Below are 21,090 nucleotides of genomic sequence, written 5' to 3'. Positions count from 1 at the left end.
GGCCCGCCCTCGCGGCGTCTCAGCTCCCGACCGCGTACCGGGTGAACAGCACGCCGTCCTCCTCGAGCACCTGGCGGAGTTCGAGCCGGGCGGGCGCCGGCAGCGCGCCGGGCAGCAGGCGCTCGGGACCGCCCACCAGCGCGGGGGCGATCGACAGGTCCAGCTCGTCGACGACCTCGGCGGTCAGCGCCGCGTGCAGCAGCTGGGGCCCGCCCTCGCACGTGACCTGCTCCAGGCCCCGCTCGGCGAGCGCGGAGACCGCGGCCGGCAGGTCGACGTCGTCGTCACCGCAGACCAGCACGTCGACGCCCGCGTCCGCCAGGGCGGTCCGCCGGCCGGCGTCGGCCGACGCGCAGGTGACCAGGATCGTGGGGGCCACGGCGTCGGCGACCAGCCGGGACGCCGGGTCCAGCGCGGCCCGGCGGGAGACGACGGCGACCGGGAGCGGTGCGGGCCGGCCGAGCGCCGACCGGAGCCGGCCCACGGTCGACTCCGGCAGCACGGCGCGGTACTGCTCCTCCGCGGCCGTGCCGTGGCCGACCAGCACCACGTCGGCCAGCGCGCGCAGCACCCGGAACACCCGCTTGTCGCCCGGCGACCCGAGCCCGGCGCTCCTCCCATCGACCGCGATGGAGCCGTCGAGGGAGGTCACGAAGTTCACCCGCAGGGCGCGGCCGCCGGGCAGGCGGTAGGCCTCGACCAACCCGTCGTCGTCGAGCTCGGACCCCGGGTGGGGCAGCAGCCGGCGCACGTCAGCGGGTGCTGAGCACGGCCGCGCTCTCCGGCGGCATCGTGACCGTGCTGCCGTCGACCCCGGGCAGCTCGGCGGTGGCGAACAGGACCTCGTCGGCGGGCCGGTCCAGGTCGATCTCCCGTGGCTCCGCGGCGAGGTTGACCACCACGCGCAGCGCGCCGCGGTGCACGACCAGCCAGCGGTCGGCGTCGTCCCAGTCGACCTCGACGGCGGTCAGGTCCGAGTCGACGAGGTCGGGGTGCGCCCGGCGGAGCGCCAGCAGTGACCGGTGGACGGCGAGCAGCCGGTCGTGCGGTTCCTGGGTCGGCTCCGACCAGTCGAGCTTCGAGCGGGTGAAGGTCTCCGGGTCCTGCGGGTCGGGGACGACGTCGGCGTCCCAGCCGTGCTCGGCGAACTCGCCGATCCGCCCCTCGGCGGTGGCCTTGCCCAGCTCCGGCTCGGGGTGGCTGGTGAAGAACTGCCACGGCGTGCTCGCGCCCCACTCCTCGCCCATGAAGAGCATCGGCGTGAACGGGCTGGTGAGCACGACGGTCGCGCCGACGGCGAGCATCGCGGGGGAGAGGGTCGCCGAGATGCGGTCGCCGACGGCGCGGTTGCCGATCTGGTCGTGGTCCTGCAGGTAGCCGAGGAACTTCCAGCCCGGCAGCGTCGCGGTGTCGACCGGGCGGCCGTGGTGCCGGCGGCGGAAGCTGGACCAGGCGCCGTCGTGGAAGAACGCGCCGGTGAGCACCTTGGCCAGGCCCGCGACGCCGGCCTCGGCGAAGTCGGAGTAGTAGCCCTGGCCCTCCCCGGTCAGCGTCGAGTGCAGCGCGTGGTGGAAGTCGTCGCTCCACTGCGCGGTCAGGCCGATGCCGCCGGCGACGCGCGGGGTCACCATGCGCGGGTCGTTGAGGTCGCTCTCCGCGATCAGCGTCAGCGGCCGGCCGAGGGCGACCGACAGCTTGTCGACCTCCTGGGCCATCTCCTCGAGCACGTGGGTGGCGCGCTCGTCGACCAGCGCGTGCACGGCGTCCAGCCGCAGCCCGTCGACGTGCATGTCGCGCAGCCACATCAGCGCGTTGTCGATGACGTAGCGGCGCACCTCGTCGGAGTCCGGGCCGGAGAGGTTGATCGAGTTGCCCCACGTGTTCGCGCCGCCCTCGGCGAAGATCGGGAAGAACTCGGGCAGGTAGTTCCCCGAGGGGCCGAGGTGGTTGTAGACGACGTCCTGGATGACGCCCAGGCCCTGCTGGTGACAGGCGTCCACGAACCGCTGGTAGGCCGCCGGGCCGCCGTACTCCTCCTGCACCGCGTACCAGAGGACGCCGTCGTACCCCCAGTTGTGCGTGCCGTTGAAGCCGTTCACCGGGAGCAGCTCGACGAAGTCCACCCCCAGCCGGACCAGGTGGCCGAGGCGGCCGATCGCGGCGTCGAACGTGCCCTCGGGGGTGAAGGTGCCGACGTGCAGCTCGTAGACGACGCCGCCGGCCAGCGGGCGGCCGGTCCAGGCGCGGTCGCCCCACGCGTAGGCCTCGGGCTCGTGGCGCCGGGAGAGCCCGTGCACGCCGGCGGGCTGGCGGCGCGAGCGCGGGTCGGGCCGCGGCGTCTCGTTCTCGTCGAGGAGGAACCCCGTAGTCGGCCTCCGGGCCCGCGTCCACCTCGGCGCGCCACCAGCCGTCGTCGTCCCGCGTCATGTCGTGGACGGTGCCGTCGACCTGGACGCGCACCCGCTCCGGCAGCGGGGCCCAGACGGCGAACTCGACGGGTGCGGACATGCGGGGGCCTCCGGGACGTGCGCGGGAAGGCCGCGGTGGCGGCCGGAGGCATCATGCCCGCACCGGCGGCCGCCAACCGCCGCGTGCGCGGACGGGGAGCCCGCCGGGTGGCGGCGGGCTCCCCGTGGCGGGTCAGCCGACGAGCACGAGCCGCTGGCCGACCTCGAGCCGGTCGGGGTTCTGCAGCTGGTCCCGGTTGGCCGCGTAGAGGGCGCGCCAGCCGCCTGCGATGCCCTGCGCCTGGGCGATCTTGCTCAGCGTGTCGCCCCGCCGGACCGTGTAGCTGCCGGTGGTCGCCGCGGGCGTCGAGCTCCCGGCCGAGGGCTGCTGGACCGGCGCCTGCTGGACCGGCGCCTGCTGGACCGGCGGCGCGGCCGGCGCCGGGGCGGGCGTCGTCGCCTGCCCCTGGATCGGGTCGTCGAGGTGGACGTGGCAGTTGTCCCAGGCCCCCGGGCCCTGGACGGCGAGCAGCGCCTCGGCGACCGCGATCTGCTGCGCCTTGGTGGCCAGGTCGGCGCGCGGGGCGTAGGCGAGACCGCCGAAGGCCTCCCACGAGGACTGCCGGAACTGGAGGCCCCCGTAGAAGCCGTTCCCCGTGTTGATGCTCCAGTTGCCGGTGGACTCGCACTGGGCGACGGCGTCCCAGTTGTTCTGCGCGGCCTGCGCCGAGGTGCTGAGCGCACCGAGCGAGACGGCGGCGATCCCGGTGAGGACGACGGCTCCGCGGCGCAGGCCGCGGGCAGGCGTCATCGACTGGCTGTGCGTGGACATGTTCCTCCGATGCACCGCCGGCGGGGTGAGCTGTCGGGTTCGGGCGATCGGTGCCCGGCCGCTCCTCGCGGCTTCACCCCGAGACGCCGTGGGCGTCGGGATCCTGGGTCCCCCGCCCCCGTCCACGGGTTGTTCGTGTGCACGCCGCCGGACGGGGTTGGGCGGGGCGGCGCGGTGCCGGGCCGGACGGCCGGAGCACCCGGAGGACGGTAGTTACCGTTTCGTTATCCGTCGCCCGCCTCCGGCGTGGCGTGGCCGCCACGCCGGAAAACGGGGCCAGCTCGACATGCGCGGTCACACCTACCGCCCGCGCCGGCCGGTCTCAGGCGAGCGTCACCGGGTCACCGCTGCGGACGACGCCCTCGCCGGTCACGTCGGCGTAGACGCCGGCGCACGCCCAGGTGCCCAGGCCCGGGATCTCTCGGCGGTGGTGGCGGGCGACGGTGCGCAGCGTGCCGCGGTCCTCGGGCAGGTCGCCCTGGGCCAGCGTCGTCATGACGCAGCGCATCGTCAGCATGCTCACGCCGGCCCGCGCGGAGTCGCCGAGGCCCAGGCTGCGGCCGACCCACGCGTCCTCCGCGAAGCCTGGATCGGTGCCCCCGATGAGCACGTTCGGCCGGTAGCGGAGGACGTCGAAGTCGCTGCCCCCGCCGAGCGCGGTGAGCTGTTCGAGCGTGGCCCGGGTGAGCACGTGCAGGGCGGCCAGATCGAAGAAGGTGCCGGGCGGCGCCATCATCCCGAGGCCGATGGCGCTGACCGGCTCGCTGCCCTCGTAGGCGTGCGTCGTCCCCTCGATGAACTCCGCCGGCGCCAGGCCCTCGATGTCGGGCCACTGCTCCTCGAAGCGGCTGCCCTCGGGCACCTCGCTGGTCAACCGGACCGGGCGGCCGAGCAGCTCGGAGAGCGCGGAGTCGGTGCCGGCGTCGTCGCTGCGCAGCTCGCGGCCGTCGGGCAGCGCGAGCACCACCGGCGGCAGCGGGGAGCCCGCCTCGGGCTCGCTCGCGAACCGGGCCGACAGCCCGAGCAGCGCACCCCACTTGCGCGGGTGCTTGGCGCTGGCCACCGTCCCGTCGGTGGTGTCGACCCAGGGCGTAGGCGCGGTCGCCGAGCACGCCGCGCCCGGTCAGCCGCACCTCCTCGACCTGCTCGCCGAGCAGGGACTTCACCGGGAAGCGGTACAGCGCGTCGATGTGCACGCGCGCATCAGACCACGAGAGGGCCCCGAGACCTGCACACTCGTGGCTTTCCGGGCGCTGAAGGCCCCGAGTGTGCAGATCTCGCGGAGGTCAGTCCCGGACGAGCAGGGCGACGGGCAGCCGGGCGAGCAGCACGTCGGCGGCCACGCCGCCGACGTCGGAGACGAACCGCTCACCGGTCAGCAGGTCGCGCCACGCACCGGTGGGGAGCTCCAGCGCGGTGTCGCCCCAGCCGTCTCGGGCCAGCCGGGCGGGCAGCCGGGTCGCCACGACGACGACGCCGTTCCCGTCGGGGCCGCCGCGGTCGTAGGCGACCAGGCACTCGGCGGCCGATCCCCGCACCTCCACCGGCGCGTAGCCGGCGAACAGCTCGGGGGAGTCGCGGCGGGCTCGGAGCACCCGCGAGGTGACCAGCAGCTTCGCCGCTCCGCTGCCGTCGACGGTGGGTACCTCGCCGGCCTCGAGCGCGGCCAGCATCCGCCGCCGCAGGTCGTAGTCCACCGGTCGCCGGTTGTCCGGGTCGACCAGCGAGAGGTCGTGCAGCTCGGTGCCCTGGTAGACGTCGGGGACGCCGGGCATCGTCAGCTGCATCAGCTTCTGCGCCAGCGAGTTCGACCAGCCCAGCGGCGCGATGCGGGCGACGAACGCCTCGATCTCCGCCGTCGTCGCCGGGTCGTCGAACGCGGCGTCGACCAGCGCGTGCAGCTGGTCCTCGAACTCCGAGGACGGATCGGTCCAGGTCGTCGAGGTGCCTGCCTCGCGCGCCGCCTTCTCCACGTAGGCGTGCGCCCGCTCCCGCGAGAGCGGCCAGGCGCCGACCAGGTTCTGCCACACCAGGTGCGCCAGCGGGCGGTCGGCCAGCGGGTGCCGGGCCAGCCAGCCGCGCACCAGCGCCGCCCACTCCGAGGGCAGCTCGGCGAGCACCGCCAGGCGGGCCCGCACGTCCTCGCTGCGCTTGGTGTCGTGCGTCGACAGCGTGGTCATCGCCTGCGGCTTGACCGCCAGCCGGTGCGCCTGCGCCGCGTGGAAGTCCGCGACCGAGCCCCCGAGGTGCGCGGGGTCCCCACCCACCTCGTTGAGCGCGACGAACCGGGACCACCGGTAGTAGGCGCTGTCCTCGACGCCCTTGGCCATGACCGGGCCGCTGGTCTGCTCGAAGCGGGTGGCCGCCTCGGTGCCCGCCTGCGACAGGACGCCGTACAGCGCGTCGACGGCCGGCACCAGGTCCGGCCGGCCGGCCCGGACCGCGGCGACCGCCCGGTCCAGGTGCTCCCGGCCGTCGGGCAGGTAGCTGCGGTAGACGCCGAAGGTCGCCAGCAGCTCGGCCAGCGCCTCGGTCTGCTGCGCCCGGTCGATGCCGGGCAGCTCGCCGACGACCCGCACCAGCCGCGGCCACCTCCGAGCCGAGCATCCCGTCGGTGACCTCGCGCTTGCAGTCGTGCACCAGCTGGGCGTAGTCGACGGTGCGCCCGGACAGCTCGGTGTCCAGCGCGGACAGCGCCGGCTCGCCGGCCGGGTCGACCAGCACCCGGTCGACCTCGGTGAGCGCGTCGTAGCCCGTCGTCCCCGCTGTCGCCCAGCCCTCGGGCAGCTCCTCACCGGGCTCCAGGATCTTCTCGACCACCGTCCAGCGGTTGCCCGACGCCTCGGCCAGCCGGTGGAGGTAGCCCTTCGGGTCGGCCAGGCCGTCCGGGTGGTCGATCCGCAACCCGTCGACGGCGCCGTCGCGCACCAGCTGCAGCACCAGCTCGTGGGTGGCGTCGAAGACCGCCGGGTCCTCCACGCGCAGCCCGGCGAGGGTGTTGATCGCGAAGAACCGCCGGTAGTTGAGGTCGGAGTCCGCGCGCCGCCAGTCGACCAGCTCGTAGTGCTGGCGGGCGTGCACCTCCTGCGGCGTCCCCTCACCCGTGCCCGGCGCGATGGGGAAGCGGTTGTCGTAGTAGTGCAGCTCGCCGGCTCCGTCACCCCCACCCTCCCGACCGACGATCTTCAGCTCGGCGAGGTCGTCCGCCGAGCCGAGCACCGGGATGCGGACCTTGCCGCCGCCGAACTCCCAGTCGATGTCGAACGCCGCCGCGTGCTCGCTGGCCGGCCCGTGCTGCAGCACGTCCCACCACCACGGCGCGGCCGCCGGGTCGTCGACGCCCATGTGGTTGGGGACCAGGTCGAGCACGAGGCCCAGCCCGCGCTCGTGCAGCGCCGCGACGAACCGGTCGAACGCCGCGCGGCCGCCGCGCGCCTCGTCGATGTGCGCGTGGTCGACGGTGTCGTAGCCGTGCGTGCTGCCCTCCGCCGAGCGCAGCAGAGGGGAGGAGTAGGCGTGCGTGACACCCAGGTCGGCCAGGTAGTCCGCGACCTCGGCGGCGTCGTCGAGGGTGAAGCCGGCGTGCACCTGCAGCCGGTAGGTGGCCGCCGGCACGCCGCGCCGGCGGTCCCCGTTCTCCTCGGTCACTGCGCGGGCCCGGTGAGGACGACGATCGAGCGGGCCTGCACGGTCACGGTCTCGCCGGGCTTGACCTCGACCGGCTCCACCTCGTTCATCTCGGAGGTGTCGAGGACGGTGGTCCAGCTCCAGGAGTAGTCGTCGCTGGGCAGCGTGAACTCGATCGCCTCGTGCGAGGCGTTGTACGCCAGGTAGAAGTGGTCGTCCGTCACGTACTCGCCGCGTTCGTCCATCTCCCGGATCCCGACACCGTTGAGGTAGACGGCCAGGGACTTGGCGTGCGCGGCGTCCCAGTCCTCGTCGGCCATCTCCTCACCGGCGGGGGTGAGCCAGGCGATGTCGGGCACCGGGTCGCCCAGCCCGCGGCGCACCGGGCGACCGTTGAAGAACCGGCGACGGCGGAACGTCGGGTGGTCGCAGCGCAGCTGGGTGACCGTCTTGGTGAACTCGAGCAGCCCTTCGTCGACGTTCTCCCAGTCGATCCAGGTGAGCTCGGAGTCCTGGCAGTAGCCGTTGTTGTTGCCGCCCTGCGACCGGCCGAGCTCGTCGCCGTGCAGCAGCATCGGCACGCCCTGGCTCAGCATCATCGTGGCGATGAAGTTGCGCCGCTGCTGGGCGCGCAGCTGCAGCACCTCGGGGTCGTCGGTCTCGCCTTCGACGCCGTGGTTCCAGCTGCGGTTGTGGCTCTCGCCGTCGTTGTTGCCCTCGCCGTTGGCCTCGTTGTGCTTCTCGTTGTAGGAGACGAGGTCGTTGAGCGTGAAGCCGTCGTGCGCGGTGACGAAGTTGATGCTGGCGACCGGGCGCCGGCCGGAGTGCTGGTAGAGGTCGGAGGAGCCGGAGATGCGGTCGGCGAACTCGCCTATCGTCCCGCCCTCGCCGCGCCAGAAGTCGCGGACGGTGTCGCGGTACTTGCCGTTCCACTCCGTCCACAGCGCGGGGAAGTTGCCGACCTGGTAGCCGCCGTCGCCGATGTCCCAGGGCTCGGCGATGAGCTTGACCTGGCTGACGACCGGGTCCTGGTGGACCAGGTCGAAGAAGGCCGAGAGCCGGTCGACCTCGTGGAACTGGCGGGCCAGGGTGGAGGCGAGGTCGAAGCGGAAGCCGTCGACGTGCATCTCGGTGACCCAGTAGCGCAGCGAGTCCATGATCAGCTGCAGCGACTGCGGGAGCCGGACGTTGAGCGAGTTCCCGGTGCCGGTGGTGTCCATGTAGTACTGCTGGTCGTCCTCGACGAGCCGGTAGTACGTCCGGTTGTCGATGCCCTTGAACGACAGCGTCGGGCCCAGGTGGTTGCCCTCGGCGGTGTGGTTGTAGACGACGTCGAGGATGACCTCGATGCCCGCCTCGTGCAGGGCCCGGACCATGCCCTTGAACTCCTGCACCTGCTGGCCGTTGCTCGACTGCGCGTACTCGTTGTGCGGCGCGAAGAAGCCGATCGTGTTGTAGCCCCAGTAGTTGCGCAGGCCCTTCTGCAGCAGCGTGTCGTCCTGCACGAACTGGTGCACCGGCATGAGCTCGATGGCGGTGATGCCCAGGTCGGTGAGGTGCTCGATCGTCGCCGGGTGCGCGACGCCGGCGTAGGTGCCGCGCAGCTCCTCGGGGATCCGCGGGTTGGTCATCGTCAGGCCCTTGACGTGGGCCTCGTAGATGACCGTCTTGTTGTAGGGCGTCCTCGGCGGGCGGTCGACGCCCCAGTCGAAGTAGGGGTTGACGACGACGGACTTCGGCATGTGCGCCGCAGAGTCGTCGTCGTTGCGCTCCTTGGTCTCGAAGTCGTAGCCGAACACCGACGGGTCCCAGTCGACCTGGCCGTCGATCGCCTTGGCGTAGGGGTCGAGGAGGAGCTTGTTCGGGTTGCACCGCAGCCCCTGCGAGGGGTCGTGCGGGCCGTGCACCCGGAAGCCGTACTTCTGGCCGGGGTGGATGTTCGGGAGGAACGCGTGCCACACGTACCCGTCCATCTCGGGGAGGCGGATGCGCTCCTCGTTCCCGTCTTCGTCGAAGAGGCAGAGCTCGACCTTGTCGGCCACCTCGCTGAAGATCGCGAAGTTCGTGCCGGTGCCGTCGTACGTGGCCCCGAGGGGGTAGGCACTGCCGGGCCATACCTGGGTCATGGACTGGTTCCTCCTGCTGCGTGCCCCGGGCACGGGGCGGAGCCTCTCTCCCAGGGGCGGGGGGAGGAGGCGGGACGGGCGACCCCGTGCCCGTGCCCCGCCCGGGGGGCTCGCACACCTGGAAACGGTGTGACCCTGGCGGGCGCCGGCCGGGGAGACGCGACGGCGCCCCCGGGGACCAGCCACGGGGGCGCCGTGCGCGGAACGGCGGGCCGACCTCGCCCGGCGGATCCGGGTGGCGCTGGCCCGAGGCACCGCTCCTGCGAGCCGCGACGGTAGGGGCCGCGCTGTGCCCCCCGCAAGTACCTGCCACCGGACGGTCGCGTCCGGTCCGGGCCGGGGATCCGGGGGCGAGCAGGGGCGTCGCCGGTTCGCGGCCGCGCGTTCTGTCGCACCCCCGTCGTACCGTCGTCCCCGTGCGCACGACCACCGACATCAGGCCGACCCAGGGCCGCTTCCGCGTCGTCAGCGAGTTCGAGCCGGCGGGTGACCAGCCGGCCGCCATCAAGGCGCTCGCCGAGCGGGTGAACGCGGGGGACGAGCACACCGTCCTGCTGGGTGCCACGGGTACCGGCAAGTCGGCGACGACGGCGTGGCTCATCGAGCAGGTGCAGCGCCCCACGCTGGTGATGGCGCCCAACAAGACCCTCGCCGCCCAGCTGGCCAACGAGTTCCGCGAGCTGCTCCCCGACGCCGCGGTGGAGTACTTCGTCTCGTACTACGACTACTACCAGCCCGAGGCCTACGTCCCGCAGACGGACACCTACATCGAGAAGGACTCCTCGATCAACGAGGAGGTCGAGCGGCTCCGGCACTCGGCCACCAACAGCCTGCTCACCCGGCGCGACGTCGTGGTGGTCTCCACCGTCTCCTGCATCTACGGCCTGGGCACCCCCCAGGAGTACGTCGAGCGCGCGCTGAAGATCCGCAAGGGGGAGGAGCGCGACCGGGACGAGCTGCTGCGCACCCTGGTCACCGAGCAGTACACGCGCAACGACCTCTCCTTCACCCGCGGCACGTTCCGCGTGCGGGGCGACACGATCGAGGTATTCCCGGTGTACGAGGAGCTCGCCGTCCGGATCGAGATGTTCGGCGACGAGGTCGAGCGGCTGTACTACCTGCACCCGCTGACCGGCGAGGTCGTGCGCGAGGTCGAGGAGCTGTTCGTCTTCCCGGCCAGCCACTACGTCGCGGGGCCCGACCGGATGGAGCGGGCGATCCGCAGCATCGAGGCCGAGCTCGAGGTCCGGTTGGCGGAGCTGGAGCGGCAGGGCAAGCTGCTGGAGGCCCAGCGGCTGCGCATGCGCACCACCTACGACATCGAGATGATGCGCCAGGTCGGGTTCTGCTCGGGCATCGAGAACTACTCGCGGCACATCGACGGGCGCGCCCCCGGCAGCGCCGGCGCCTGCCTCATCGACTACTTCCCCGACGACTTCCTGCTGGTCATCGACGAGTCGCACGTGACCGTCCCGCAGATCGGCGGCATGTACGAGGGCGACATGAGCCGCAAGCGCACGCTCGTCGAGCACGGCTTCCGGCTCCCGTCGGCGATGGACAACCGCCCCCTGAAGTGGGAGGAGTTCACCGACCGGATCCACCAGTCGGTCTACCTCTCGGCCACGCCCGGCGACTACGAGCTGGGCAAGGTGCAGGGCGACGTCGTCGAGCAGGTCATCCGGCCCACCGGCCTGATCGACCCCGAGGTCGTGGTCAAGCCGACCAAGGGCCAGATCGACGACCTCGTGCACGAGATCCGCCTCCGCACCGAGAAGGACGAGCGGATCCTGGTCACGACGCTGACCAAGAAGATGTCCGAGGACCTCACCGACTACCTGCTCGAGCTCGGCATCAAGGTCCGCTACCTGCACTCCGAGGTGGACACGCTGCGCCGGGTCGAGCTGCTGCGCGAGCTGCGGCAGGGCGAGTACGACGTGCTGGTCGGCATCAACCTGCTGCGCGAGGGCCTCGACCTGCCCGAGGTGTCGCTGGTGGCGATCCTCGACGCGGACAAGGAGGGCTTCCTCCGCTCGGGCAAGTCGCTCATCCAGACCATCGGCCGTGCGGCGCGCAACGTGTCCGGCCAGGTGCACATGTACGCCGACAAGATCACCCCGTCCATGGCCCAGGCCATCGACGAGACGAACCGGCGCCGCGAGAAGCAGATCGCCTACAACACCGCCCACGGCGTCGACCCGCAGCCGCTGCGCAAGAAGATCGTCGACATCCTCGACGGCATCTACAAGGCCGCCGAGGACGCCGAGGCCGCCACCGAGCTGCTCGGCGGCTCGGGCCGGCAGCAGTCGCGCGGCAAGTCGCCGGTCCCGGGCCTGTCGTCGAAGGCGAAGGCCAAGGCCGGGTCGATCGACGTGCAGGGCCTCCCGCGCGCTGAGCTGGCCGACATGATCCAGACGATGAACGAGCAGATGCTCTCCGCCGCGCGGGAGCTGCAGTTCGAGGTCGCGGCCCGGCTGCGCGACGAGCTGACCGAGCTCAAGAAGGAACTCCGCCAGTTCGACGCCGCGCACGCCTGACCCCGGAGCCGCCCGCATGACCCGCACGACGCCGTCCCGCCCTGCCCACGAGCCGGCCTCCGTGCCGGCCGGCCCGCCGCTCGCCTCGGCGATCACCCGGGTCGAGGCCACGACCGCGCCGATCGAGCTGGCCGGCGTCACCTGGCAGCGGACGACGGGGACGGTGCACGGCGTCATCGACCCCCGGGAGCAGGTCGTGGGGCTGGCGGGGCTGCCCACCGATGCGGCGGGCCGCTGCACGTACCGCGCCGAGTTCGAGGTGATCGCGCCCGAGGGTGGCGGTGACCTCGTCCTCGTTGGACGCCGAGAACCGCGGCCGTCCCGCCGTCCTGGTCACCGTGGAGCAGTTCGCGCTCGGCTCGGCGGAGAGCTCGCCGACGGCGGCGGTCTACCCGCCCGGCCGGGGCACCGGCTTCCTCGGTGAGCACGGGCTCGGCTACGCCCGCGTCCAGTGGGAGTCCGGCATCGCGGCCGGCGTCCCGGCGACCGCCCAGGGGATCGGCGAGGTCGTCGTCCGCGACTTCGGCCGGCTGCTCACCCGGCGCACCGGAGACACCCCGCCCGAGGGGCCGGCGCTCCCGCGCTTCGGGTCGGCGGTCCTGGCCGGCATCAGCCAGAGCGCCTGGCTGGTGACCACGCTGGTGGCCGAGGGCTTCAACGTCGAGCCGCACGGCGGTGGGCCGGTGTTCGACGTGGCGGTCACGGTCTCGGGGATCGGCAACTGGCTGGCGATCAACCAGCTGGCGGGGGAGGAGGAGCAGCGGCCCTACCTCCTGCCGGACGGTGTGCCGCTCACCTACGACCGGGTGCTCACCCGCCCCGGCAGCGACCCGCTCCTCGTCGACGTCGCCACCTACACCGACTACTACCGGCTCCGGGCCGGCATCACGGCGCAGGATCCCGGCGACGGGACGGTGCCCCGGTACGACTGGCCGGCTCCGCACGCCGGCCGCACCTACCCAGACGCGGTGGTCTTCGGGGTGCTCGGGTGCAACGGCGGCGTCGAGGTGCCGCGCAACCCGATCTCCTACGAGCCCTACCTGCGCAGCCTGCTCGCCGACGTGGCCGACGTGCTCCGCGGCCGGGACGGCCGGCTGCCCCCGCCGGCGGTGTTCGAGCTGGTGCCGCCGCAGGCCGGTGCGGAGGTCAACGGCCTCCCCGGCGTGGAGCTGCCCGTGCCCGCCGTCGACGACGACACCTGGCAGCCGCGCGGCGGGGTGCGGTTCCCCGACGCCGTGGTCCCGCTGGGCCGGCCGCTGCCGGTGGCGCTGAGCCCGGTGGGCACCTCCTCGATCACCGACGTGTGCGGGAACTGGGGCGGCTGGCAGCCGTTCGACGCCGAGGAGCTGCGCGCCCGCTACGGCGACGTCGACGGGTACCTCGCGCGGTACGCGGCGGCGCTCGATGAGCAGATCGCGGCCGGGTACCTGCGCGCCGCCGAGCGGGAGCGGATGCTCCGCCACGCCCGCGCGGCGTTCCTGGCCGCCGGCGCCTGAGCCGGGTCGGACCGCTGCCACCGATCCGCAGGGTCGGGCACCGATCCGGCACCTCGGGAACACAGCAGCTCCCCGGACCGTTGGGGCCGGGGAAGACGCGCTCAGCGAGCGCGTCCGTGGAGGGGAGTATCCCCGCGCGGCGAGGTCGTCAGTACGGGGTCCCACGACCCCCGGCCCGCCGGCCGTCACCCCGGTGACGGTGGGAGAGACCTCCGGTACTGACCCCAGCGCCAGTCATCGGAGGCTTTTCCTTGGACGTCCCCTTCTGGGTGTGGGCCCTCACCGTCGGCCTCATCGTCGGCATGCTCGTCTTCGACCTCGTCGGGCACGTGCGCACCCCGCACGCCCCCACGCTGCGCGAGTCGGCGACCTGGTCGGCGATCTACGTCGGCATCGCCGTCGTCTTCGGGCTGCTGATCTTCTGGTTCTACGGTGCGCAGTTCGGCGGTGAGTACTTCGCCGGCTACATCACCGAGAAGAGCCTGTCGATCGACAACCTGTTCGTCTTCGTGCTGATCATGGCCAGCTTCGGGGTGCCACGGGAGCTGCAGCAGAAGGTGCTGCTCTACGGCATCACCTTCGCGCTCGTGCTGCGCACCGTGTTCATCCTCGTCGGCGCGGCCGCCATCGAGAACTTCAGCTGGGTCTTCTACCTCTTCGGCGCGATCCTCATCTACACGGCGTGGGCGCAGGCCCGCTCCGGCGGGCACGACGACCACGAGGACTTCTCGGAGAACCTGCTCCTGCGCGGCGCCAGGAAGGCGTTCCCGACCACCGACGAGTACCACTCGGACAAGCTGTCGGTCCGCATCGACGGCAAGCGCTACATCACCCCGCTGGCCATCGCGCTCATCGCCATCGGCAGCGCCGACATCCTCTTCGCCGTCGACTCGATCCCGGCCATCTTCGGCCTCACGCAGGAGACGTACCTGGTCTTCGCCGCCAACGCGTTCTCGCTGCTCGGCCTCCGGCAGCTCTTCTTCCTCATCGACGGCCTGCTCGACCGGCTGGTCTACCTCGCCTACGGCCTGGCCGTGATCCTCGGCTTCATCGGCGCCAAGCTGGTCATCCACGCGCTGCACACCAACGAGCTGCCGTTCATCAACGGCGGCGAGCACGTCACCGCGATCCCGGAGATCCCGACCTGGCTCTCGCTGACGGTCATCCTGCTGACGCTCGTGGTCACGACGGTGGCCAGCCTGGCGAAGAACCGCCGCGACCGGGCCGCGCGGGCCGCCCTCGCCGGCCCGGCCGACGACGTGCTGGACCCGCGGTGACCGCACCGCCGGCGGAGCTGCTCCTCGCCGGGGCACCGGCGAGGTCGATGGCCGGCGTCCTCACCCTCCTCGACGACGTCGCCGGCCTCGCCGGGGCCGTCGACGGGCTGCGCCGGCGGGTGGAGGAGCTGACCGACCTGCGCAGCGGCGAGCTGCAGGCGCTGCTCGCGGTCGCCGGCGGGGCCACGCGGACCGACGTCGTCGCCGAGCGGACCGGCCAGGTCGACGAGGCGGCGGCCGCGACGCTGCGGGCCCTCCGGGGCCGGGGTCTGGTCACCGCCGACGACGGCGGCACGTCGGGCGCGTGGCGGCTCACGGAGGCCGGGCGGGTGGTGCAGCAGCAGGCCGAGGGGCTGCGGATCCGGGTCCTGCACGGAATCGTCGACGCTCTGGGCGAGGACGCGGCGGCCGAGCTGCGCGCCTCGGTGCGCGCGCTGTCGACGGTCCTCGCGGCCCAGGGAGCGTCGGGGGCGAGGGCACTCAGCGGCCCGTAGAGTCGGGCCCCGTGGAGCTCCCCGTCTGGTTCGAGGTCGCGACGTTCGTGGGACTCACCGTCCTGCTGCTCGCCGACCTCGCCATCGTCGCCCGTCGTCCGCACGAGCCGTCGGTCAAGGAGGCGAGCCTCTGGGTCAGCTTCTACGTCGGGCTGGCCCTGCTGTTCGGGCTCGTGATCCTGGTCGTGACCGGCGGGCAGTTCGCCACGGAGTTCTACGCGGGCTGGCTGACGGAGTACTCGCTCTCGGTCGACAACCTCTTCGTCTTCGTGATCATCATGGCCCGCTTCCAGGTGCCCCGGAAGCTGCAGCAGGAAGCGCTGATGGTGGGCATCATCATCGCGCTGGTGCTGCGCGGGATCTTCATCCTGCTGGGCGCCGCGGTGATCGAGCGCTTCACCTGGGTCTTCTACATCTTCGGCGCGTTCCTCATCTACACCGCGATCAACCTGGTGCGGCACCGCGGCGAGGACGAGGAGTACGAGGAGAACGCGTTCATCCGCCGGATGCGGAAGGTGCTGCCGATCAGCAAGGACTTCCACGGCAGCAAGATCCGGGTCACCGAGGGCGGCAAGAAGCTCTGGACCCCGATGGTCATCGTCTTCCTCGCGCTGGGGACGACGGACCTGCTCTTCGCCCTCGACAGCATCCCGGCGATCTTCGGCCTGACCAAGGAGCCGTTCATCGTCTTCACGGCGAACGTGTTCGCGCTCATGGGGCTGCGCCAGCTGTACTTCCTGCTCGGCGGCCTGCTCAAGCGGCTGGTCTACCTGTCCATCGGCCTCTCGGTCATCCTCGCGTTCATCGGCGTGAAGCTGATCATGGAGGCGCTGCACACCAACGAGCTGCCGTTCATCAACGGTGGTGAGCACATCGACGCGGTGCCCGAGATCCCGATCTGGCTGTCGCTCGCGATCATCCTGGGCGTGCTGCTCGTCGCCACCGTCGCCAGCCTGCTCAAGACCCGCGGCGAGCTCACCTCCGCCGGCGCACCGCAGCTCGACGAGAGCGTTGCCGAGTCCGTGCCCGCCGGCGGGCCCGAGGCGTCCGCGGCCGTCGAGAGCCGCCTCGCCGAGGAGCAGGACGAGGACAGCGCCCGCCGCTGACCGCACCGAGGGCCGCACGGGGGCGGCCGGGCCGGCCCGGGCCACCGGCTAGCGTCGCTCCCATGCGGCCCGACGACCTCGCGCTCCTGCGCACGCCGGGCGTCCCCACCGTGTCCCCGGACGGCCGGATGGCGGTCGTCGCCGTCGAGCGGCTGGACCTCGAGGCCGACGCGTACCGCAGCCAGCTGTGGGCCGTGCCGACCGACGCGTCGGCACCGGCGCGCCCCATCAGCGCCGGCTCCCGCGACTGCTGCCCGGCGTTCTCCCCCGACGGCCGGTGGCTGGCCTACCTGGGCGCCGGACCGGACGGGCAACCGCAGGTGTGCCTGCTGGCCACCGCGGGCGGCGAACCTCGCCGGCTCACCGAGCACCCGCTGGGCGCCGGCGCGCCGGTCTGGTCGCCGGACTCACGGCGGCTCGCCTACCGTCGCCCGGGTGCCCGAGCACGGCCGGTACGGCACGGTCGAGGGCGTCGGCCCCGAGGCCGAGCCGCCGCGGCTGATCACCACGCTGACGTACCGCGCGGACGGCATCGGCTTCCTGGCCGACCGCCGCAGCCAGGTCTTCGTCCTCGACCTGCCCGCCTCGCTGCGCGACGACGCCGCGCCGCCCGCACCGGTGCAGCTGACCTCCGGGGACGCCGACTGCGCCGACGTCGTCTGGCGCCCGGACGGCGCGGCCCTCGCCTTCGTCTCCGCGCGGCACCCGCGGGCCGACCGGGACCTCGTCGTCGACGTCCACGAGATCGCCACCGACGGCTCCGGGCTGCGCCGGGTGACCGCGTCGGTCGGGCGGTGCTCGGGCCCGGCCTACGCGCCTGACGGCACGCTCGTCGTCACCGCCGTCCCCGACCTCGGGCCCGACGGGCTCGACGACGTCGCCCGCCCGGCCGTGCCCTGCCGGGTCACCGCGGACGGCGCTCTGCAGCCGCTGCTCGACCCGGAGGAGCACCGCCGCGGCGACCGCACCCCGGGGACGGTGCTGGCGGACGTCGCTGTCCTGGTCGGTGTCGAGCGGCGGGGGGCGGTCGAGCTGCTGCGGGTCCCGCTCACCGGCGGGGAGGCCGAGGTGCTGGTCGACGGACCGTTCACCGTGCGGGGGATCGCGGCGGCGGGTGGTGTCGTCGTCGCCACCGTGGCGCACGAGCGCTCGGCCGGGGAGCTGGTCGCGCTGTCCGGGGGGAGCCGGCGGCTGCTCACCCGCTTCGGCGCGGAGCTGGGCGGCACCGGCCGGCTGCACCCGATGCGCGAGCGGACGGCGACCGCCCCCGACGGCTACCCGGTGCACGGCTGGGTGACCACACCCCCGGGGCCCGGCCCGCACCCGGTGCTGCTCGCCCTGCACGGCGGGCCGTTCAGCCAGCACGGCTGGTCGCTCCTGGACGACGTCCAGGTCCACGTCTCCGCCGGCTACGCGGTGGTGCAGTGCAATCCGCGCGGGTCCTCGGGGTACGGCGCCGCGCACGGCCGGGCCATCCGGCACGCCTGGGGTGGGCTGGACGCCGACGACGTGCTCGCCTTTCTCGACGCCGCGCTCGCCGACCCCGCGCTCGACGCCGACCGGGTGGGCGTCATGGGCGGCTCCTACGGCGGCTACCTCACCGCGCTGCTCGTCGGCCGCACGGACCGCTTCGCCGCCGCGGTGGTGGAGCGCGGCTTCACCGATCCCGGGCGCTCCGGTGCGCAGAGCGCGCCGGCGTCGGCGATCACCACGCCGACGATGGTGGTCCACGCCGAGCAGGACTGGCGGACGCCGCTCGAGCAGGGCACCCGGCTCTACGTCGAGCTCAAGCGCCGCGGCGTCCCCTCCGAGCTGCTGCTGTTCCCCGGCGAGGGGCACGAGCTGTCCCGCTCGGGGCGGCCGAGGCACCGGCAGGCGCGCTTCGAGCACCTGCTGCGCTGGTGGGCCCGCTGGCTGCCGACCCCCGCGAACCCGGGCCCGGCCACCGCCGAGCTGGTCGAGCCGGAGGCCGACGAGGGGCGCTGAGGCGTTCCCGGCGGGCGCGGTCGGGCCGCCGCGCCCCTACGGTGGGGCATGGCGCTCATCTACCCGGTCCTGGCCGACGCTCCCGAACCCGACGACGACGCCCTGCCCGACTTCGCCGAGCTCGCCGCCGACCTCTCCGACCAGTGGCTGGTCGAGATCGAGGTCGGCGAGGACGGCGACGAGGGCTGCTTCGGCCCGCTGACCGCGCGCGCGGCGTGGGACCTCGCCGTCGGCGTCGACCAGCGGCGTCCCGGCTGGAACGTCTCGATCACCCCGCTCTACCTGCCCGGAACCCCGGACGAGCTGGCCGCCGCCTTCGACGACGACGACGACTGAGCCCGCCGGCGGCGGGTGGGGCGGCCGGAGGGCTTGAGCCGGGGGCCGGGGCGGCGGATGCTGCGGGGGACCCGTCGGCCGAGCACTCGGGAGCGGTCATGCAGGGTGCGCGCGCAACCGCCCTCGCGGTGCTCCTCCTGACCGCCGCGTGCAGCAGCGGCTCGGGGGACGACGGCGGCGGGGACGAGGCGGTGCCCGGGGCGCCGACCCTGCACGGGTCGGTCGGCACCGAGGAGTCCCCGGACGCCTTCGAGATCGCCCTGGTGGACGACGACGGTGAACCGGTCACCGAGCTGCCCGCCGGGCAGTACAACGTCGTGGTGGAGGACTACAGCGAGGTCCACGACTTCCACCTCAGCGGGCTCGACGGCGGCGACGTGGACGAGAAGACGCGGGTCACCGGGACGGGCGAGACCACCTGGGTCATCACCTTCGACGCGGGCGAGTACCGCTACCTGTGCGACCCCCACCCGAGCATGAACGGCCGGTTCACCGTCAGCTGACCCCGCCGGTCACCGGGTCGCCCGGTCACCAGCCGCGGGCGCGCCACTCCGGCAGCGAGGGGCGCTCGGCGCCGATCGTCGTGTCGTTCCCGTGCCCCGGGTAGACCCAGGTGCCGTCGGGCAGCGCGTCGAACAGCCGCTGCTCGACGTCGTCGATGAGGCTGGCGAACCGGCCGGCGTCCTGCTGGGTGTTGCCCACGCCGCCGGGGAAGAGGCTGTCGCCGGTGAAGACGTGGGTGCCCGCGTCCCCGGGGCCGCGCCAGACCAGCGCGATGCTGCCCGGCGTGTGCCCCCGCAGGTGGACGACCTCCAGCGGCTGCTCGCCGACGGAGACCGTCTCGCCGTGCTCGACGGTGCGGTCGACGCGCACCGGCAGGTCGGCCGCGTCGGCGGCGTGCGCGACCGTGGCCGCGCCGGTGGCCGCCACGACCTCGGGCAGCGCCCGGTGGTGGTCCCAGTGCCCGTGGGTGGTGACGACGGTGCGCAGCACCGCGTCGCCGACCAGGCCCAGCAGCGCCTCGGGTTCGGCCGCGGCGTCGATCAGCAGCGCCTCCCCGGTGGCGGTGCAGCGCAGCAGGTAGGCGTTGTTCGCCATCTCGCTGACCGCCAGCTTGCTGATCGTCAGCCCGGGCAGCTCCCGGACGTCGGGCGCTCCGCCGACCTCGACGTTCCCGGTGTAGGAGCTCATCTCCGGCCTCCGTTCGAAAAGTGTCGGCGTGCGCCGTTACGGTCCTGGCATGGACGCTAGCGGAGGTCTCGGCCTGCCCCCGATCGAGCTGCGCGCGGGGGACGGGAGCACCGGCCGGCCGGTGCCGTGGGCCGCCGACCCGGAGGGGACGCCGAGCGACCCGGGCCTGGTCGGGCTGACCGCCGCGGAGATCGCCGCCCGCGTGCGCACCGGCGAGATCACCGCCGTCGACGTGGTGCGCGCCCACCTCGACCACATCGAGGCGGTCGACGCCCGCGTCGGCGCCTTCCGCGTCGTCCGGCGCGACGCGGCCCTCGCCGAGGCGGCCGCGGTCGACGCCAGCCTCACCCGGTTCGCGCTGCCGCTGGCCGGCGTCCCCGTCGCGATCAAGGACAACGTGGCGGTCGCGGGGGAGGTCTGCACCGACGGGTCCCCCGCCCGCGCCGGCGAGCCGGAGCGCAAGGACCACCCCGTCGTCACCCGGCTGCGCAAGGCCGGCGCCGTCGTCGTCGGCATCACCCGTGCGCCCGAGCTCTGCCTCTACGCCGCCACCGACGGGCCCGGCACGGTCAGCCGCAACCCCTGGGACACCGCGCTCTCGTCGGCCGGCAGCTCCGGTGGCAGCGCCGCCGCGGTCGCCTCGGGCTCGGTGCCGATCGCGCACGGCAACGACGGCATGGGCTCGCTCCGGCTGCCCGCCGCCGCCTGCGGCCTGGTCACCCTCAAGCCGGGCCGGGGCGTCGTCCCCGGCGGCATCGGCGCGGACGACTGGTCGGGCATGGCGGTCAACGGCGCGCTGGCCACCACCGTCGGCGACCTCGCGCTGGCCCACGCCGTCCTGGCGGGGGAGACGCCCGAGCAACCCCCGGCGCCCGACCGGCCGCTGCGCATCGCGGTGAGCACGCGGTCCCCGGTCCCGGGCGTCGGTGCCGACGCCGCCACCCGGGCCGCGGTCGACGCCGTCGTCGCCGAGCTGGAGGCCGCCGGCCACACCGTCGTCCGCCGCGATCCGCCGATCACCCCCGGCGCGGCCGCCGGAGCGCTGGTCCGCTGGTTCGCCGGCGCCGAGGACGACGCCGAGTTCCTGGGCATCGACCGGCGCGAGCTCCAGCCGCGCAGCCGCACCCACGCCCGGCTCGGCCGGCTCGTGCGCCGGCTCGGGCTGGTCCGGCCGCGCACCCAGGAGCGGTTCCGCGAGCGGATGGTCGGGTTCTTCTCCGACGTCGACCTGCTGCTCACCCCGGTGACCACCGGCCCGCCGCTGGCCGCCCGCCCCTGGCACGAGCGCGGGTTCCTGGCCAACGTCACAGCCAACGCCCGCTGGGCGCCGTGGACGGCGGCGTGGAACCTGGCCGGCCTCCCGGCGGCGGTGCTGCCGGGCGGGACGCGGCCGTCCGGGCCCCCGGTGGCGGTCCAGTTCGTCGGCCCCCCGGGCGCCGAGGGACGACTACTCTGGCTGGCCGGAGAGCTGGAGCGCCGGCTCCCGTGGCGCCGCTACGCGCCCGTCTTCGACCCCACCGACCGGCCGTCCACCGCGACCTGAACCTGCCCGCCCCGCGGGCGCAGGTCACACCGCGGAGGCGGACGACCACGGCCGGCGCGGGCGTTGCACCCGGCAGATCGACGGCGGCGTCCCCG

General features: G+C 73.7%; 16 protein-coding genes, 3 pseudogenes and 1 riboswitch. Of the genes and pseudogenes, 10 read left to right on the top strand and 9 right to left on the bottom strand.

What is annotated here, in order from left to right:
- Positions 1–19: 19 nt before the first annotated feature.
- The 8 genes and pseudogenes from JKP75_RS11565 to glgX form a co-directional block, all read right to left on the bottom strand.
- Positions 20–751: a dihydrofolate reductase family protein gene (locus JKP75_RS11565; protein ID WP_200491075.1), complete on the bottom strand. Its 732-nt coding sequence runs from the start codon at positions 749–751 to the stop codon at positions 20–22.
- Between the two features lies 1 nt (position 752).
- Positions 753–2,303: pseudogene (treZ, locus tag JKP75_RS11560) on the bottom strand (malto-oligosyltrehalose trehalohydrolase); the annotation flags it as partial.
- A gap of 337 nt (positions 2,304–2,640) precedes the next feature.
- On the bottom strand, positions 2,641–3,279 hold the full coding sequence (locus JKP75_RS23435) for a transglycosylase family protein (RefSeq protein ID WP_200491076.1): 639 nt from the start codon (positions 3,277–3,279) through the stop codon (positions 2,641–2,643).
- Positions 3,279–3,425: riboswitch (cyclic di-AMP (ydaO/yuaA leader) on the bottom strand. (Overlaps the previous gene by 1 nt.)
- 176 nt (positions 3,426–3,601) lie before the next feature.
- Positions 3,602–4,012, bottom strand: coding sequence for an MOSC domain-containing protein (locus JKP75_RS24620; RefSeq protein ID WP_242473463.1), 411 nt, complete (start codon positions 4,010–4,012; stop codon positions 3,602–3,604).
- A 292-nt stretch (positions 4,013–4,304) separates the two neighbouring features.
- Positions 4,305–4,412, bottom strand: a pseudogene (locus JKP75_RS24615) (hypothetical protein); the annotation flags it as partial.
- A 153-nt stretch (positions 4,413–4,565) separates the two neighbouring features.
- Complete coding sequence (locus tag JKP75_RS23935) at positions 4,566–5,858, bottom strand: hypothetical protein (RefSeq protein WP_309229774.1); 1,293 nt, start codon at positions 5,856–5,858, stop codon at positions 4,566–4,568.
- Between the two features lie 811 nt (positions 5,859–6,669).
- Positions 6,670–6,867: pseudogene (locus JKP75_RS24610) on the bottom strand (alpha-amylase family glycosyl hydrolase); the annotation flags it as partial.
- Positions 6,868–6,923: 56 nt separating this feature from the next.
- Positions 6,924–9,032 (bottom strand): glycogen debranching protein GlgX, encoded by a 2,109-nt coding sequence (gene glgX, locus JKP75_RS11535; protein ID WP_200493090.1) that lies wholly within the window; start codon positions 9,030–9,032, stop codon positions 6,924–6,926.
- Between the two features lie 416 nt (positions 9,033–9,448).
- Between glgX and uvrB the strand changes: the two genes are divergently transcribed.
- From uvrB to JKP75_RS11490, 9 genes are all read left to right on the top strand, one after another.
- Positions 9,449–11,566 carry an excinuclease ABC subunit UvrB gene (gene uvrB, locus JKP75_RS11530; protein WP_200491079.1) on the top strand — a complete coding sequence of 706 codons (2,118 nt, stop codon included), beginning with the start codon at positions 9,449–9,451 and terminating at the stop codon, positions 11,564–11,566.
- A gap of 16 nt (positions 11,567–11,582) precedes the next feature.
- Positions 11,583–11,990: a hypothetical protein gene (locus tag JKP75_RS11525; protein ID WP_200493089.1), complete on the top strand. Its 408-nt coding sequence runs from the start codon at positions 11,583–11,585 to the stop codon at positions 11,988–11,990.
- Positions 11,905–13,062: an alpha/beta hydrolase domain-containing protein gene (locus JKP75_RS11520; RefSeq protein WP_200493088.1), complete on the top strand. Its 1,158-nt coding sequence runs from the start codon at positions 11,905–11,907 to the stop codon at positions 13,060–13,062. Before JKP75_RS11525 ends, JKP75_RS11520 begins: the two co-directional genes overlap by 86 nt.
- Before the next feature lie 251 nt (positions 13,063–13,313).
- Positions 13,314–14,339 carry a TerC family protein gene (locus JKP75_RS11515; protein ID WP_200493087.1) on the top strand — a complete coding sequence of 342 codons (1,026 nt, stop codon included), beginning with the start codon at positions 13,314–13,316 and terminating at the stop codon, positions 14,337–14,339.
- Positions 14,336–14,833 (top strand): hypothetical protein, encoded by a 498-nt coding sequence (locus JKP75_RS11510; RefSeq protein ID WP_200491081.1) that lies wholly within the window; start codon positions 14,336–14,338, stop codon positions 14,831–14,833. The genes JKP75_RS11515 and JKP75_RS11510 overlap by 4 nt, the downstream gene beginning before the upstream one ends.
- An 11-nt stretch (positions 14,834–14,844) precedes the next feature.
- On the top strand, positions 14,845–15,939 hold the full coding sequence (locus tag JKP75_RS11505) for a TerC family protein (protein WP_200491082.1): 1,095 nt from the start codon (positions 14,845–14,847) through the stop codon (positions 15,937–15,939).
- Between the two features lie 435 nt (positions 15,940–16,374).
- Entirely contained in the window at positions 16,375–17,925 is a 1,551-nt protein-coding gene (locus tag JKP75_RS23925; protein ID WP_309229772.1) for a prolyl oligopeptidase family serine peptidase, read from the top strand.
- Between the two features lie 48 nt (positions 17,926–17,973).
- Positions 17,974–18,261: a hypothetical protein gene (locus JKP75_RS11495; RefSeq protein WP_200491083.1), complete on the top strand. Its 288-nt coding sequence runs from the start codon at positions 17,974–17,976 to the stop codon at positions 18,259–18,261.
- Positions 18,262–18,359: 98 nt separating this feature from the next.
- A complete protein-coding gene (locus JKP75_RS11490; RefSeq protein ID WP_200491084.1) occupies positions 18,360–18,764 on the top strand; it encodes a plastocyanin/azurin family copper-binding protein in 405 nt (134 codons plus the stop codon).
- Positions 18,765–18,789: 25 nt separating this feature from the next.
- On the opposite strand, the gene JKP75_RS11485 is transcribed toward JKP75_RS11490, so the two are convergent.
- On the bottom strand, positions 18,790–19,452 hold the full coding sequence (locus JKP75_RS11485; protein WP_200491085.1) for an MBL fold metallo-hydrolase: 663 nt from the start codon (positions 19,450–19,452) through the stop codon (positions 18,790–18,792).
- A gap of 49 nt (positions 19,453–19,501) precedes the next feature.
- Between JKP75_RS11485 and JKP75_RS11480 the strand changes: the two genes are divergently transcribed.
- Entirely contained in the window at positions 19,502–20,995 is a 1,494-nt protein-coding gene (locus JKP75_RS11480; protein WP_200491086.1) for an amidase, read from the top strand.
- Positions 20,996–21,090 lie beyond the last annotated feature (95 nt).

Source organism: Blastococcus sp. TML/M2B (genome assembly GCF_016612865.1).
In the GTDB taxonomy this organism is placed as follows: Bacteria; Actinomycetota; Actinomycetes; order Mycobacteriales; family Geodermatophilaceae; genus Blastococcus.
This window is presented reverse-complemented; position numbering and strand designations above follow the sequence as displayed.

Excerpts from the sequence above, each read along its gene's own strand:
- JKP75_RS24620 (WP_242473463.1), bottom strand. The coding sequence starts at position 4,012 with ATGGCGCCGCCCGGCACCTTCTTCGATCTGGCCGCCCTGCACGTGCTC.
- JKP75_RS23435 (WP_200491076.1), bottom strand. The coding sequence starts at position 3,279 with ATGTCCACGCACAGCCAGTCGATGACGCCTGCCCGCGGCCTGCGCCGC.
- JKP75_RS11495 (WP_200491083.1), top strand. The coding sequence starts at position 17,974 with ATGGCGCTCATCTACCCGGTCCTGGCCGACGCTCCCGAACCCGACGAC.
- JKP75_RS11525 (WP_200493089.1), top strand. The coding sequence starts at position 11,583 with ATGACCCGCACGACGCCGTCCCGCCCTGCCCACGAGCCGGCCTCCGTG.
- JKP75_RS11480 (WP_200491086.1), top strand. The coding sequence starts at position 19,502 with ATGGACGCTAGCGGAGGTCTCGGCCTGCCCCCGATCGAGCTGCGCGCG.
- glgX (WP_200493090.1), bottom strand. The coding sequence starts at position 9,032 with ATGACCCAGGTATGGCCCGGCAGTGCCTACCCCCTCGGGGCCACGTAC.
- JKP75_RS11490 (WP_200491084.1), top strand. The coding sequence starts at position 18,360 with ATGCAGGGTGCGCGCGCAACCGCCCTCGCGGTGCTCCTCCTGACCGCC.
- JKP75_RS11485 (WP_200491085.1), bottom strand. The coding sequence starts at position 19,452 with ATGAGCTCCTACACCGGGAACGTCGAGGTCGGCGGAGCGCCCGACGTC.